Genomic DNA, 13,604 nt, shown 5'->3' with positions numbered 1-13,604 from the left:
TGAGCGCCTCTGCTGCTGAAAGGGCTATCCGCAGCGCTGAGGCGTGACGCCGGGCCAGAAGTCCACGCCGGGAAGCGCGGGCAGTTCGGGGCCGGCCAGGGAGGGCCGATCCCCGAACGGTTCGTCGGCACGCCGTCAAAGCCGAAGGTACCGCGTGAGCGGCGCGAGGACGGCCCGGCAGCAGCAGAGGTGCTCTGGCCCGCACTGCGGCTCGCTCGCCCGGAAAAAAGCTGCCACGCTTGACCGTGACAGCCTTTACAAATCTAATCTTAACTGACCAGCATTACCCTGTTGGGCAGCGGATTTTCTTTATCAGCATAAAAAGCAGGTGCAAACGGTTGCCTGAATCCTTATGCTTAGACCCCGGCCAAAACACGCCTTTTGTTTCCCTTCTGCCGGAGCTTCACTGATGACAGCACAACCTCAGCAACTTACCCTGCGTCGCCCTGACGACTGGCATATTCATCTGCGCGACGATGAGATGCTCAACACGGTCCTGCCCTATACCAGCGCGGTGAATGGGCGTGCCATTGTGATGCCTAACCTGGTGCCACCGGTGACCAGCGTGGCAGCAGGTGAAGCGTACCGCGATCGCATCCTGGCGGCGCTGCCCGCCGATCACGCCTTTACGCCGCTGATGACCTGCTATCTGACCGACTCGCTTGATCCTGATGAGCTTGAGCGCGGTTTCACCTCCGGTCTGTTTACCGCGGCTAAGCTCTATCCGGCGCACGCTACGACGAACTCCAGCCATGGCGTTACCGATATCGCCTCCATTGCCCGCGTGCTGGAGCGGATGCAGAAGCTCGGTATGCCACTGCTGATCCACGGTGAAGTCACCGATGCGCATGTCGACATTTTTGACCGCGAAGCCCGGTTTATCGAAACGGTTATGGTGCCGCTGCGCAGCCAGTTTCCGGCACTGAAAGTGGTGATGGAGCACATTACTACTCAGGACGCCGCAGAATATGTTGCCGCCGCCGATGAGACGCTGGGCGCGACCATTACCCCGCAGCATTTGATGTTTAACCGCAATCACATGCTGGTGGGCGGTATTCGTCCGCACCTCTATTGCCTGCCGATTCTTAAACGCAACGTGCATCAGGAAGCATTGCGCAAATTAGTAGCGAGTGGTCATCCGCGCGTCTTCCTCGGCACCGACACAGCACCGCATCTACGTCATCTCAAAGAGGCCAGTTGCGGCTGCGCGGGGGTATTTAATGCGCCAGTGTCGTTACCCGCTTACGCCACCGTTTTTGAAGAGCTGAACGCGCTGGAACATTTTGAAGCGTTCTGTTCGGAGAATGGCCCGCGTTTTTACGGCCTGCCGCTGAATGAAGGGACGATTACCCTGGTGCGTGAGTCCTGGCAGGTGCCAGAGTCCATCGCGCTCGGCAGCCATTCACTGGTGCCGTTCCTGGCGGGTGAAACACTGAACTGGCGCGTCGCATAATTTTACTTGCCTCCGGCCTGTCGATACTGTAAATATATACAGTATCTTAAACGGAGGCTGTTATGCGTGTTGAAATTACCGTATCAAATACCCGACCTCTTCCTGCTGGTGCGATAGAAGCGTTGAGCGATGAATTATCGCGCCGCATTGATGAACAGTTCCCTGACTCGACCAATCACGTCAAGGTACGTTATGCCAGTGCCAATAATCTCAGCGTGCTGGGCGGTGGAAAAGAGACGCGCGACCAGATCAGCGAGATCCTGCAGCAGACGTGGGAAAGCGCTGACGACTGGTTCAATACTGATTAACCGCCACTGTGCTTTTTTTCCGGGTGTCGCCACCCGGTTTTTTTATCTTTTCTCCCCTCTCGCACTTACCCCGTCCTGCATCTAGACTCTTAATGATCAATGCCCTATCCTTGCGCTCGTCACGCATAACAGGAGGTGCGACACCATGACTACTGATAAACCGGAAGAGGCGATGACCTTTGGTGAGTTGTTAGCACTGATTGGTGATCAGAAGCGTCGTTTAACGGTGCTGGAAAATGCCTTTTCCAGTCTGATTTTCTGTCTTGACGATCGTGCCAGTCAGCTACTGGTGCACAATCTGTCGCTGGAAGCCCAAAATCAAAACCATGATGAGCAGCTTCAGCAGCACTTTGCCCGTCTGGCAGAAACACTGCAAAAACGCGGCGGCGGCGTAGTGCCAGAAACGCCGGCTCTCTGAGTCCGGTCACGCGGCTAAGCCCGCTTTTTGCCTGTCTTTTGACTGCTGATAAAAATGCCTGCCCGTCAGGCATTTTATTTTTTTACGCCCGCCTTTCAAACGCAAATATTCTGTGAGAAGCTGACTCACGGCATTTTTTAAACAGTGATACCCTCGTTTACTGTTATAATTGTTTCGCTATTGGAATAAAAAAGCCGCATTGAACCTCATCATGCACTTCGTTTAACGAGTAATAAGGAGGTTATAATGGACAGAAGAAAAGATGTTATACAGACTCACCCACTGGTGGGCTGGGATATCAGTACCGTTGACAGCTATGACGCCATGATGATCCGCCTGCACTCGTTGTCGTCGCAGGATCAAAAAGAAGAAGAAGCGGATGTTGGCCCGACATACTGGCTGACAACGGATGTGGCAAGGCAATTTATCTCGATCCTCGAAGCAGGCATCGCCAAGATAGAATCAGCCGAGCAGATAGAACGACTCCTCAAAAAGCATTAATTTCTGCCGCATCAAAGAGGCGCCCTCAGGGGTGCCTTTTTCGTTTCTGTTTCTGGTATGCTTTTGATTATCTGTCTCTTAGAGCGTAGTTACCATGATTTATGATCTTATCGTCGTTGGCAGCGGTTCTGTGGGCGCGGCGGCAGGCTACTATGCCACCCAGGCGGGTTTATCGGTGTTAATGATCGACAGCGCCCATCCACCCCATAATCAGGGCACACATCATGGCGAGAGCCGGCTGATTCGTCACGCCTATGGTGAAGGTGAACGCTATGTTCCCCTGGTTCTGCGGGCGCAAACGCTGTGGGATGAGCTGGAACAGCGTGCCGGTGAGCGCATCATGCATCGCAGCGGCGTACTTAACCTCGCCCCGAATCAGTCGCCGTTTATTCAGAACGTCATCGACAGCGCGACCCGCTGGCAGCTCAATATTGAGGTGATGCAGCCTGATGACGTGCGCAAGCGCTGGCCACAAATCAATGTGCCTGAGGGCTATCTGGGCGTATTTGAGCCGCAGTCCGGCTATCTGAAATGTGAACAGGCGGTACGCAGCTGGATCCAGCTGGCGGAGCAGGCGGGCTGCGCGCAGCTGTTTAACTGCCCGGTTTCAGAGCTGGGTCGCGATGGCGATCTGCAGCAGGTCACTACCCTGGATGGCGTCTATCGGGGCCGCAAAATGTTGATCAGTGCGGGCACCTGGGTTGGCAAATTAGTTCCTGACCTGCCGGTCGCCCCCACCCGCAAGGTGTTTGCCTGGTATCAGGCAGATGGCCGCTACAGTGAGAACAATAAGTTTCCCGGTTTTACGGTGGAAATGGGCGATGGCAGCCAGTTTTATGGCTTCCCGGCGGATAACAACGCCCTGAAAGTGGGTCGTCATGATGGCGGTCAGCTGATGCAGCAGCCTGAGGATCGTAAACCTTTTGGCGCGGTGGCAGCCGATGGCAGCGAAGCTTTTGGATTCCTCCGTCAGTTTTTACCTGGCGTCGGTGTCTGTCTGCATGGCGAAGCCTGCAGCTACGATTTTAGCCCGGATGAAGACTTTATAATTGATACCCTGCCGGGTGAACCAGACCGCTTGTTAATTACCGGGCTCAGTGGACACGGGTTTAAATTCGCCAGCGTATTGGGCGAACTGGCTGCAGAATTTGCCCAGCAAAAACCGTTCTCTTTTGATCTGACACCCTTCCGCCTCTCACGTTTCTGACTCTGATAAAGGGTGGTATCAGCCTGATGCCGCCCGATTGACAGACTTTGACGAAAATTGACTATTACTGACATAAAGTCAGAATATATTTCGCCCTTTGGGTTAATTCCGGCTCTTTTTAGTTGACGACCAGCGCCTCAGAAATAACTCATTCAGTAATATTGCGCATTTCGCACCTGATTTATTCAACCTTTTCACAATATAAGATTAAAGTTATAGAAGCGTAAGGATGATTGCTTTTATATTTCATAATGTGGATGCTTATTTCAGATTATTACTTCATGAAAACCCCATTATGTTATTACGTAATTCATCTCATCAGTTTGGCCTGGTTGCCGTGCTGCTGCACTGGTCGATGGCGCTGGCGATTTACGCCATGTTTGCGCTGGGATTATGGATGGTCGGCCTCGGCTATTACGACAGCTGGTATCACGACGCGCCTGAGATCCATAAAAGCATCGGCGTGATCCTGTTGCTAACGCTGATCGTTCGCCTGCTGTGGCGCATTATTTCACCGCCGCCAAAACCGCTTAGCAGTTATTCCCCGCTGGTACGCATCAGTTCGGTGGTGGCCCACCTGTTACTGTATACCCTGCTGCTGGCGATTCTGATCAGCGGCTATCTGATCTCCACCGCCGATGGCAAACCCATCTCAGTATTCAGCTGGTTTACCCTGCCCGCGCTGTTCAACGGTGCTGGCGAACAGGCTGATCTTGCAGGCGACATTCACCTCTGGCTGGCCTGGACGGTTGTGGTCCTGTCACTGCTGCATGGGCTGGCTGCGGTAAAACATCACTTTATCGATCGCGATATCACTTTAAAACGGATGTCGGGTTTGCGTTTCACCTCTCCCTCTGAAAAGGATAAATAATATGTTTAAAAAGACCCTGCTGGCGATGACCGGTGCCAGTCTGCTGCTCGGCTCACTCACCGCCTCTGCCGCTGACTACAAAATCGATAAAGAGGGCCAGCACGCCTTTATTCAGTTCCGTATCCAGCATCTGGGTTACAGCTGGCTCTACGGCACCTTTAAGGATTTTGATGGCCGCTTCACCTTTGATGAGAAGAATCCTGCCGCAGATAAAGTCGACGTCACCATTAACACCAGCAGCATCGATACTAACCATGCTGAACGTGACAAGCACCTGCGCAGTGCGGACTTCCTGAACACCAGCAAAAACCCGCAGGCCACGTTCAAATCCACAGCGGTGAAAAAAGAGGGTGATGAGCTGAAGATTACTGGCGATCTTACGCTGAATGGCGTGACCAAACCGGTAACGCTCGAGGCGAAAATGCTGGGTGAAGGTAAAGATCCGTGGGGCGGCTACCGCGCTGGCTTTGAGGCCGAAGGGGAAATTGCACTGAAAGATTTCAACATCACCAAAGATCTGGGGCCAGCTTCGCAGAAGGTTCAGCTGATGATCTCGGTTGAGGGTGTACGCCAGTAAAACAGCAAGCCGCCTGAAGCTGACTTCAGGCGGCCACGCTTATTTCTTCAGCGGCGAGGGAATGGTCATGTTTAACAGGCCACGCGACTTGTTAAAGATCTTGTTGCCATTTTCACGTCCTGCCCGACGCGCGCGCTGCTCTTCCGGTGAGAGCTTCGCCTCTTCCTGGCAGATCGGGCTACAGCAGTTCTCAAACTTCTCCGCGCAGCTTTTGCACTGAATAAACAGCAGATGACAACCGTCATTGACGCAATTAACGTGGGTATCACAGGGTTCGCCGCACTGATGACAGTTCGACAACACATCGTCAGAGATCCGCTCACCCATCCGCTCATCAAAAACAAAGTTTTTGCCTTTGAAGCGTACCGGTAATCCCTGCTCACGGGCGCGTCGGGCATACTCGATGATACCGCCCTCAATGTGATAGACATCCTCAAAGCCGTTGTGCCGCATCCAGGCGCTGGCCTTTTCACAGCGGATCCCGCCGGTGCAGTACATCACGATCTTTTTGTCTTTCTGATCCTGCAGCATCTCAACCGCCATCGGCAGCTGATCGCGGAAGGTGTCAGCAGGCACTTCCAGCGCATTATCAAAGCGACCCACTTCATATTCATAGTGGTTACGCATATCCACGAACAGGGCGTCAGGATCGTCCAGCATGGCGTTAACGTCCGCCGCTTTAAGATACTGACCCACATCGCTGGCATCAAAACTGTCGTCTTCAATACCGTCCGCGACAATACGGTCGCGTACTTTCAGACGCAGCACCCAGAACGATTTACCATCATCATCCAGCGCAATATTCATCCGCAGGTTGTTCAGCGCCGGATCAAAGCCATATAGCCATTCTTTCATCTTTTCATACTGGCTGGCTGGCACGCTGATCTGCGCATTGATGCCTTCGTGGGCGACGTAGACGCGACCAAAGACCTTAAGAGCTGTCAGGCCAAGATAGAGCGCGTCACGGAATGCTTTGGGATCGGCAATCTGGAAATATTTATAAAAAGAGACAGTGGTGCGCGGCTCGGTTTCAGCCAGCATGCGCGCCTTCAGCTCTTTATTGGAAACGAGGTTATGTAACACTGGCATGGTGTTCGTCCTGTTATCAATAGAAGAAATTTAGCGCGCACATGATACCTGATTTCACCGGGATGCAAAGGCCAGTGACCAGATTGATCGCCTGTTGCCGTTTTTTGCAGCAACATTGGACTATTAACCTTTGTTCATTGATGGCACGTTCCAATAGTGATATTTAAGCGCACGTCAAAAACTGGCACAATGGTGTAAATCAACGAGATATCAGCACCGCACGGTGCGCGACGCAGGAAAATTAACCTTCACATGACTCAGTTGCCTCAGTTTTCACGAGAACTGCTTCACCCGCGCTATTGGCTGACCTGGCTGGGTGTCGCTTCTCTTTATCTTTTGGTGCTACTTCCTTATCCCCTGCTTTATGTTCTCGGCTGTAATATTGGCCGCATTGGGATGCGTTTTATGAAACACCGCGTCAGTATTTCCCGGCGTAATCTGGAATTAAGTTTTCCGGATATGCCGGTAAATGAACGCGAAGCGATGGTTAAACACAATTTCGAATCGGTCGGCATGGGATTAATTGAGACCGGTATGGCGTGGTTCTGGCCTGACTGGCGCATCAATAAATGGCATACGCCTTCAGGGCTGGAGCATATTCAGCAGGCGCGCGATAGCCAGCGCGGCGTGCTGCTTATCGGCATGCACTTTCTGACGCTGGAGATTGGTGCACGCATGTTTGGTATCCATAACCCTGGCATTGGCGTCTATCGCCCGAATGACAACAAACTGATCGACTGGCTTCAGGTCAAAGGTCGGATGCGGTCGAATAAAAGCATGCTCGATCGTAAAGATCTCAAAGGAATGATCCGCGCACTGAAACAGGGTGACATTATCTGGTATGCGCCCGACCACGATTATGGCCCGCGCAGCAGCGTCTTTGTCCCCTTCTTTGGCGTGGAAAAAGCAGCCACAACGGTGGGCACTCATCTGCTGATCCGCACCGGTAAACCGGCTGTCATCCCTTTCGTACCGCGTCGTCTGCCTGGGGGTCGCGGCTATGAACTGATGATACTGCCTGACATCAGCGGCGAATTTACGCTGGAAAGTGATGCCGCAACCGCAACCAGAATGAATCAGGTCGTTGAAGAGGGTGTGCTGCTGGCACCGGAACAGTACATGTGGTTGCACCGCCGCTTTAAAACGCGCCCCGAGGGCGAACCCTCCCGTTATTAATCTGTTCGCGCTAAATGTCTGTCAGGCATTTAGCGCGTTTTACTCCCCTGCTAAATAAATCACTCATGGCTGACTCAGCCTGTAAGCGAAACCGCAGGTCCAGTAATTAATAAACACCCGTATTCATAATATAATTTCTCTCTTTTTAAAGTTAAAAAAGCTAATCAATTAACAGGACGGCAGGCGGCATTCAGCCTGTTTCGCTTTTTATTAATTAATATTGCAGCGAGTGCTATTAAATCTGTTATGGCGCTGATTATTCTGTACGCCAGGCCTAATCCTATTTAGCCGCTCTTAATGATAACCTACTGCTTATGAATCGGGGAAAATTAACTTATTTTACAAGCGATTGCCTTGCTGATTTAGCTTATATTCCATTTTACATTTTTTTAACACCCCGATAGACCATTATGGAATTTGAACTCATTAATGCTTATCGGTAGTTTCGTTTGTGACAGTCAGGCCTTTAACGGCTCTGGCCAGAATTATAAAAAAGACAACACAGCAAACCTCTAATGGGACAGTTAATATGAACAAAGGTCTCTACTATTACGTTACAATCGGTACCGATCAGGAAAATTATCACTTTCTTCATCGTAAAGGGTGCAAGCGTATGCCTGATAAAGAAGAGGTCATATTTATCGGCACGTTATATAATTTGAGTCAGGCCCTCTCCATCGCCAGAATTAATTTTAAGAAAGTTAAGCCATGTATAAAATGTTGTATCCGCTACTCAGCACCCGTGATTCATGAGTCCGTTCAACCGGTTTTGCATTTCCCGCAAAAGATGATCTGACCCTGACTGGCGGGAAATGGCTTATTTCCCGCCAGTTGCACCGGACTGACCTTTCCCTCCTTCAGATTTCGTCTATCCTTCACTGAAATCAAATAAATCCATAGTCATAGACCCGTGAAGGAGAAGAGCGATGAGCATGTACAGTACCTTAGAGGAAGCCATCGATGCTGCACGTGAAGAGTTCCTCGCTAACCACCCGGAGCTCGAGGAAGGGGACGCATCAATCAGCCAGTTTGGTCTGCAAAAGTATGTGATGCAGGATGGCGATATCATGTGGCAGGCTGAATTCATGGCAGAAGAAGGTGAAGCAGGCGAATGTCTGCCTTACCGTAGCGGTGAAGCGGCACAGGCCATTTTTGATGTAGATTTTGACGAAGTTGAACTACGTCAGGAGTGGTTAGCAGAAAATACCCTGCACGAGTGGGATGACGGCGAGTTCCAGCTGGAGCCGCCGCTGGACACCGAAGAGGGTGAAGCTGCCGCGCAAGAGTGGGAAGATGATAACAGCGATTCCGATCGCAGTTACTCGTAAGGACCGTGGCTGGCATCCACCGGTAACAACAGGGTATCAACCACCAGCGACAGCGGCAGGTCGAGGATCGTCAGGACCCGCCATCCGCTGTCGCGAACATCCCACTGTACGCCGGGATAGTACTGATTACCGTGCCCCTGCCCGGGAATGGTACGGCTGATAATACTGCCGCATCCGCTTAAGCAGAGCACAGCCGCGACGATAACACCCGCCTTTAAGCACCCTTTCACCACACATATCCGCCATGAAGAAACAGCCATTGAGATCGTCACGCGCTGCTCGCGGTGACTGCCAGCAATAAATTTATCAGCGAATCGCTGTTTTAATCCGATAAAAAAAGCGGCATCGCTGCCGCTTTTTCAGATTACGCGTTGTTTGCCAGCGCGTTGGGGTTGAGCGTGAGTTTTTGATAACTCTCAACCCACTGATGATACTTGTCCGCATCTTCCCACAGTCGGGTATGAACACGGGCCAGCACCACCGGATCGCTGATCAACTGCAGACGCTGTTCGCGGCCCAGTTTATCCGGCGCATCGCTCAGCGCCTGATCAACCCGACGGTCACGCGCATAGTCCAGTAACTGACTCTGCTTGTGGCGCGATGTGGCCAGTGCCGTTGCCAGCGCGTTGAAGGCAGGATGGAATAAGGCATGCATAAAGCCATTTTCCAGCGCGCGCTCACGGTTCAGTACCACATAGCGATCGGTATCCACCAGCTCCTGCGGCGGCGAGTACTCTTCCGGGATCAGGAACAGCTTCGCTTTCTTGCTCTTAATGCCCAGCGTTGCGCGGCTCGACATGACCGAGACAAACGGCGACAGAATCAGTGAGAAGACGATCGGTGCCAGCCACCACAGGAAGTTAAGATCCAGCAGTCCCATACCAATCGCCCACACCAGACCCAATGCCATCTGCGAACCGTGACGTTTAAACGCCTCGCTCCATGGTGTTGCATCGTCATCACGCTGCGGTGAGTTCCACACCACTTCCCAGCCGAGGAAGGCGCTGACCACAAACACCGTATGGAACAGCATACGCACCGGAGCCAGCAGCACCGAGAACAGCGTTTCCAGCACCAGTGAAGCCAGCAGCCGCAGAGGCCCGCCGTAGGCCTTCGATCCTTTAAACCAGATCAATACGACACTCAGCATTTTCGGCAGGAACAGCAGCACCATAGTGGTTGAGAACAGCGCTATCGCCAGTTCCGGACGCCACTGCGGCCAGACCGGGAAGAGCTGCCGCGGTTGCAGGAAGTAGGTCGGTTCCATCAGCGTATGCACTACCTGCAGGGCAGTGGAGAGCGCCAGGAACATAAACCACAGCGGAGCCGAGAGGTAGGACATCACACCCGTCAGGAACACCGCACGGTGAACCGGGTGCATCCCTTTCACCAGGAACAGGCGGAAGTTCATCAGGTTGCCGTGACACCAGCGGCGGTCACGTTTCAGCTCATCCAGCAGGTTCGGTGGCAGTTCTTCATAGGATCCCGGCAGGTCATAGGCAATCCAGACGCCCCAACCGGCACGACGCATCAGCGCAGCTTCTACGAAGTCATGCGACATGATTGAACCCGCAAAGGAGCCCTCTCCCGGTAACGGTGCCAGGGCACAGTGCTCAATAAAGGGTTTCACGCGGATAATGGCGTTGTGACCCCAGTAGTGAGACTCACCAAGCTGCCAGAAGTGCAGACCGGCGGTGAACAACGGACCGTAGACGCGGGTCGCAAACTGCTGACAGCGTGCATAAAGCGTATCCATACCCGATGCTTTCGGCGACGACTGGATGATCCCGGCATTCGGGTTGGCATCCATCATGCGCACCAGACCGGTAAGACACTCTCCGCTCATGACGCTATCGGCATCCAGCACCACCATGTAGCTGTAGTTGCTGCCCCAGCGACGGCAGAAGTCATCGATGTTTCCGCTTTTACGCTTCACGCGACGACGACGACGGCGATAGAAAATCTTGCCTGCCCCGCCAACATCCCGCACCAGTTCCATCCAGGCTTTCTGTTCGGCAATCGCGATATCCGCATCGTAACTGTCGCTGAGGATGTAGACGTCGAAGTGTTCAGCGTTACCGGTACGAACCACTGACTCCCAGGTCGCACGCAGACCGGCGTAGACACGCTCAACGTCTTCATTACAGATCGGCATAATCAGCGCGGTACGATGTTCCGGGTTAAGCGGTTCATCTCCGACCGTTGAGTAAGAGATACTGTATTTATCACGTCCAATCAGCAGCTGCAGGAAGCCCATCAGGGCCGTCCAGAAACCAGCAGAGACCCAGCAGAAGAGTATGGCGAACAGGAACAGGATACCGGTCTGCAACAAATAAGGCAGGATCTGCATTACTGACTGCTGCCAGTTCTGATTGATCATCTCCATCGGATCCAGAAGCGTCCAGCCCTGATACGGCAGAATACTCTTCATGTACCAGGTGGCGACCACGGTCTGGAAAATGGTCAGGATCAGCAGAATGTAGCGGCGAATTGAACCGACATGACGCCACTTCTCCTCGGCACGCCGCTCTTCCGCATTGCTATAACGCGGCACCGATTTGTGTCCACGCAGTGAGTCCCAGGCACGGGCGACCGGGTTGGTACGCCAGGCTTCCGGGAACATCAGTGAGCGTTTGACCTTCGGCATCGCCTTTAGCGTGGTGCGGTCGAGGTAATCTTTACCCAACTGCTGACCTTCGGCCAGCGAATCGGGCCAGGCCATTTCAACCCGCGATGAGACCGATTTTAACGGCGCATCGTCGGGACGGTCACTGGCTGCGACATCCCTGCCCAGCACATCATGGATGAAGTGGAACTCGCTGGCATTCTGCAATGAGACGCTCAGGCGTGCCTTCCCTGCCGCATCCAGCGGCAGAGATTCCACATAACGTTGAGGTGTAAAAGTCGATTTATTCATTGGCAGGTAACTGATAGCTCCAGGTTTCCGTCAATGTCTTGTCGCCGCTAACCAAGGCCGCACGCATTTCGGTGGACTGTTTGGCATCTTTCACACGCAGACGCAACACCAGACGCCAGCCTTTGGTGACCGGGTTATAACGTACGCTCTGCTCAACCACATCAGCATTTTTACCCACGCTGACCTGCGGTGCCACCTGACTGTTTTCCGCCATCTTGCTCATGTCTTTACCCACGAAGTCGATGGTGAAAGCCACGGTGCCATCCGGCTGACGCACCAGATTAGACTGCTTCACGTCACCCGCTGAACGCAGGGTATTTTTGACCCAGGCGGTATCATCGGAGTGCAGCTGGTTTTCGTCGCGCGAGAAGTGCAGACGATATTTGAAGTTCATCTCTTTGCCAGGCTCTGGCAGCGTCTCCGGCGTCCAGAACGCAACGATGTTGTCGTTGGTTTCATCTGCCGTCGGGATTTCAACCAGTTCAACCCGGCCTTTACCCCAGTCGCCTATTGGCTCAACCCAGCCGCTTGGACGAAGATCATAGCGGTCATCAAGATCCTGATAGTTGTTAAAGTCACGCCCACGCTGCAGCAGACCAAACCCTTTCGGATTCTCGATGGTGAAGGTGCTCACTGCCAGATGACGCGGGTTGTTCAGCGGACGCCAAATCCACTCCCCGTTGCCGTTGTGGATAGAGAGACCGTCAGAGTCGTGCAGTGCCGGACGGAAGTTGTTGACCGTCGATGGCTGGTTCTGACCAAACAGGAACATACTGGTCAGCGGTGCAACACCCAGTTTGCCGACGTTATCACGCAGGTAAACTTTTGACTGCACATCAACCGTTGAAGCGTCACCCGGATGCAGCACAAAGCGATACGCACCCGCCGCACGCGGCGAATCGAGCAGTGCGTAGATCACCAACTGTTTGTCCTGTGGTTTAGGACGCTGAATCCAGAACTCTTTAAAGCGCGGGAACTCTTCACCGGACGGCAGCGCCGTATCGATGGCAAGTCCACGCGCCGACAGGCCGTAAACCTGACCGGCACCGATGACACGGAAATAGCTCGCGCCCAGGAAGCTGGCGATCTCATCGTTTTTACCCTTGTTGTTGAGTGGGTAAAGTACTTTGAAACCGGCAAAACCGAGGTTTTTTACCGCATCCGCGTCATGTTTTACATTACCGAAATTAAAATAATCGGGGTTATATTTAATCTCGCGCACCGCGCTGGCGGTCACTTCGTTGATCTGCACCGGGGTATCGAAATACATTCCCTGATGATAAAACTCCAGCTTGAACGGCGTGCGCAGTTTGCCCCAATACGCTTTATCGTGGTTAAACTGGATCTGCTGATAATCAGCAAATTTCATTTCACGAAATTGAGAGGGTAAATTGCTTTTAGGCGCTTCGAAGCTTTTCCCTGCCAACGCTTTGGCTTGTTTGGCAACATCGTCGATGTTAAACGCCCAACTGTTATTGGCGTACAACGCCAGCAGAACTGCAGTACCAATCCAGCGTACCTTCATCAGTCCGGCTTTATTTTTTTCTTTAGTCAGCACATCCCCCCCTTTCGTGTGCTTAAATCAAACCCGTTTATCTTAAAGGATTATTCGGTTTTCCGACAGCTTATGCGCAACATTGTTCCCGCATTTCGTCAGGCTTAACCCTGCTTTTAGGACAATTAGACACTACGGATTCCACTGATAGTATACCTGGTTTATCCCAGGTAGAATTTTCACAGAGCATAATCCGGTTTCAGG

The 13,604-nt window shown here is 52.7% G+C and carries 14 protein-coding genes; 10 read left to right on the top strand and 4 right to left on the bottom strand.

The annotated features are described in order from the left end of the window. Nucleotides 1-409 precede the first annotated feature (409 nt). The 7 genes from pyrC to HFD95_RS06420 all read left to right on the top strand — a co-directional run bounded on the left by pyrC (nucleotide 410) and on the right by HFD95_RS06420 (nucleotide 5,335). A complete protein-coding gene (pyrC, locus tag HFD95_RS06450; RefSeq protein WP_167429963.1) occupies nucleotides 410-1,453 on the top strand; it encodes a dihydroorotase in 1,044 nt (347 codons plus the stop codon). A 62-nt stretch (nucleotides 1,454-1,515) separates the two neighbouring features. Further along, nucleotides 1,516-1,761, top strand: a complete 246-nt coding sequence (dinI, locus tag HFD95_RS06445; protein WP_010246395.1) for a DNA damage-inducible protein I — start codon at nucleotides 1,516-1,518, stop codon at nucleotides 1,759-1,761. Nucleotides 1,762-1,906: 145 nt separating this feature from the next. Next, entirely contained in the window at nucleotides 1,907-2,179 is a 273-nt protein-coding gene (locus HFD95_RS06440) for a hypothetical protein (RefSeq protein ID WP_010246397.1), read from the top strand. Nucleotides 2,180-2,425: 246 nt separating this feature from the next. Then, a complete protein-coding gene (gene bssS, locus HFD95_RS06435; RefSeq protein WP_010246399.1) occupies nucleotides 2,426-2,680 on the top strand; it encodes a biofilm formation regulator BssS in 255 nt (84 codons plus the stop codon). Between the two features lie 94 nt (nucleotides 2,681-2,774). Further along, a complete protein-coding gene (gene solA / locus HFD95_RS06430; protein ID WP_022625882.1) occupies nucleotides 2,775-3,887 on the top strand; it encodes an N-methyl-L-tryptophan oxidase in 1,113 nt (370 codons plus the stop codon). A 295-nt stretch (nucleotides 3,888-4,182) separates the two neighbouring features. Beyond that, nucleotides 4,183-4,758, top strand: coding sequence for a cytochrome b (locus HFD95_RS06425; RefSeq protein ID WP_129062857.1), 576 nt, complete (start codon nucleotides 4,183-4,185; stop codon nucleotides 4,756-4,758). Between the two features lies 1 nt (nucleotide 4,759). Next, on the top strand, nucleotides 4,760-5,335 hold the full coding sequence (locus HFD95_RS06420; protein WP_010669831.1) for a YceI family protein: 576 nt from the start codon (nucleotides 4,760-4,762) through the stop codon (nucleotides 5,333-5,335). Between the two features lie 39 nt (nucleotides 5,336-5,374). Here the strand turns inward: HFD95_RS06420 and HFD95_RS06415 are convergent, their stop codons facing one another. Continuing rightward, entirely contained in the window at nucleotides 5,375-6,424 is a 1,050-nt protein-coding gene (locus HFD95_RS06415) for a rhodanese-related sulfurtransferase (RefSeq protein ID WP_010246407.1), read from the bottom strand. Nucleotides 6,425-6,676: 252 nt separating this feature from the next. On the opposite strand from HFD95_RS06415, the gene HFD95_RS06410 reads away from it, so the two are divergent. The 3 genes from HFD95_RS06410 to HFD95_RS06405 all read left to right on the top strand — a co-directional run bounded on the left by HFD95_RS06410 (nucleotide 6,677) and on the right by HFD95_RS06405 (nucleotide 8,928). After that, nucleotides 6,677-7,600, top strand: a complete 924-nt coding sequence (locus tag HFD95_RS06410) for a Kdo(2)-lipid IV(A) acyltransferase (protein WP_167429962.1) — start codon at nucleotides 6,677-6,679, stop codon at nucleotides 7,598-7,600. Nucleotides 7,601-8,129: 529 nt separating this feature from the next. Beyond that, complete coding sequence (locus HFD95_RS22050) at nucleotides 8,130-8,396, top strand: hypothetical protein (protein WP_010669830.1); 267 nt, start codon at nucleotides 8,130-8,132, stop codon at nucleotides 8,394-8,396. Between the two features lie 130 nt (nucleotides 8,397-8,526). Then, a complete protein-coding gene (locus HFD95_RS06405) occupies nucleotides 8,527-8,928 on the top strand; it encodes a MysB family protein (RefSeq protein WP_167429961.1) in 402 nt (133 codons plus the stop codon). Here the strand turns inward: HFD95_RS06405 and HFD95_RS06400 are convergent. The 3 genes from HFD95_RS06400 to HFD95_RS06390 form a co-directional block, all read right to left on the bottom strand. Beyond that, nucleotides 8,919-9,158, bottom strand: coding sequence for a YceK/YidQ family lipoprotein (locus HFD95_RS06400; RefSeq protein WP_010669829.1), 240 nt, complete (start codon nucleotides 9,156-9,158; stop codon nucleotides 8,919-8,921). The genes HFD95_RS06405 and HFD95_RS06400 overlap by 10 nt on opposite strands. Nucleotides 9,159-9,292: 134 nt before the next feature. Then, complete coding sequence (gene mdoH / locus HFD95_RS06395; RefSeq protein ID WP_010669828.1) at nucleotides 9,293-11,845, bottom strand: glucans biosynthesis glucosyltransferase MdoH; 2,553 nt, start codon at nucleotides 11,843-11,845, stop codon at nucleotides 9,293-9,295. After that, nucleotides 11,838-13,373 (bottom strand): glucan biosynthesis protein G, encoded by a 1,536-nt coding sequence (locus tag HFD95_RS06390; RefSeq protein ID WP_170933489.1) that lies wholly within the window; start codon nucleotides 13,371-13,373, stop codon nucleotides 11,838-11,840. Before HFD95_RS06390 ends, mdoH begins: the two co-directional genes overlap by 8 nt. Nucleotides 13,374-13,604: the final 231 nt, after the last annotated feature.

The organism is Pantoea sp. EKM10T (assembly GCF_011800685.1).
Classification (GTDB): Bacteria; Pseudomonadota; Gammaproteobacteria; order Enterobacterales; family Enterobacteriaceae; genus Pantoea; species Pantoea agglomerans.
The sequence above is the reverse complement of the archived record's forward strand: the minus strand, read 5'-3'. Positions and strand labels throughout refer to the sequence as shown.

Excerpts from the sequence above, each read along its gene's own strand:
- HFD95_RS06440 (WP_010246397.1), top strand. The coding sequence starts at position 1,907 with ATGACTACTGATAAACCGGAAGAGGCGATGACCTTTGGTGAGTTGTTA.
- HFD95_RS06415 (WP_010246407.1), bottom strand. The coding sequence starts at position 6,424 with ATGCCAGTGTTACATAACCTCGTTTCCAATAAAGAGCTGAAGGCGCGC.
- HFD95_RS06420 (WP_010669831.1), top strand. The coding sequence starts at position 4,760 with ATGTTTAAAAAGACCCTGCTGGCGATGACCGGTGCCAGTCTGCTGCTC.
- bssS (WP_010246399.1), top strand. The coding sequence starts at position 2,426 with ATGGACAGAAGAAAAGATGTTATACAGACTCACCCACTGGTGGGCTGG.
- dinI (WP_010246395.1), top strand. The coding sequence starts at position 1,516 with ATGCGTGTTGAAATTACCGTATCAAATACCCGACCTCTTCCTGCTGGT.
- solA (WP_022625882.1), top strand. The coding sequence starts at position 2,775 with ATGATTTATGATCTTATCGTCGTTGGCAGCGGTTCTGTGGGCGCGGCG.
- HFD95_RS06410 (WP_167429962.1), top strand. The coding sequence starts at position 6,677 with ATGACTCAGTTGCCTCAGTTTTCACGAGAACTGCTTCACCCGCGCTAT.
- pyrC (WP_167429963.1), top strand. The coding sequence starts at position 410 with ATGACAGCACAACCTCAGCAACTTACCCTGCGTCGCCCTGACGACTGG.
- HFD95_RS22050 (WP_010669830.1), top strand. The coding sequence starts at position 8,130 with ATGAACAAAGGTCTCTACTATTACGTTACAATCGGTACCGATCAGGAA.
- HFD95_RS06425 (WP_129062857.1), top strand. The coding sequence starts at position 4,183 with ATGTTATTACGTAATTCATCTCATCAGTTTGGCCTGGTTGCCGTGCTG.
- HFD95_RS06405 (WP_167429961.1), top strand. The coding sequence starts at position 8,527 with ATGAGCATGTACAGTACCTTAGAGGAAGCCATCGATGCTGCACGTGAA.
- mdoH (WP_010669828.1), bottom strand. The coding sequence starts at position 11,845 with ATGAATAAATCGACTTTTACACCTCAACGTTATGTGGAATCTCTGCCG.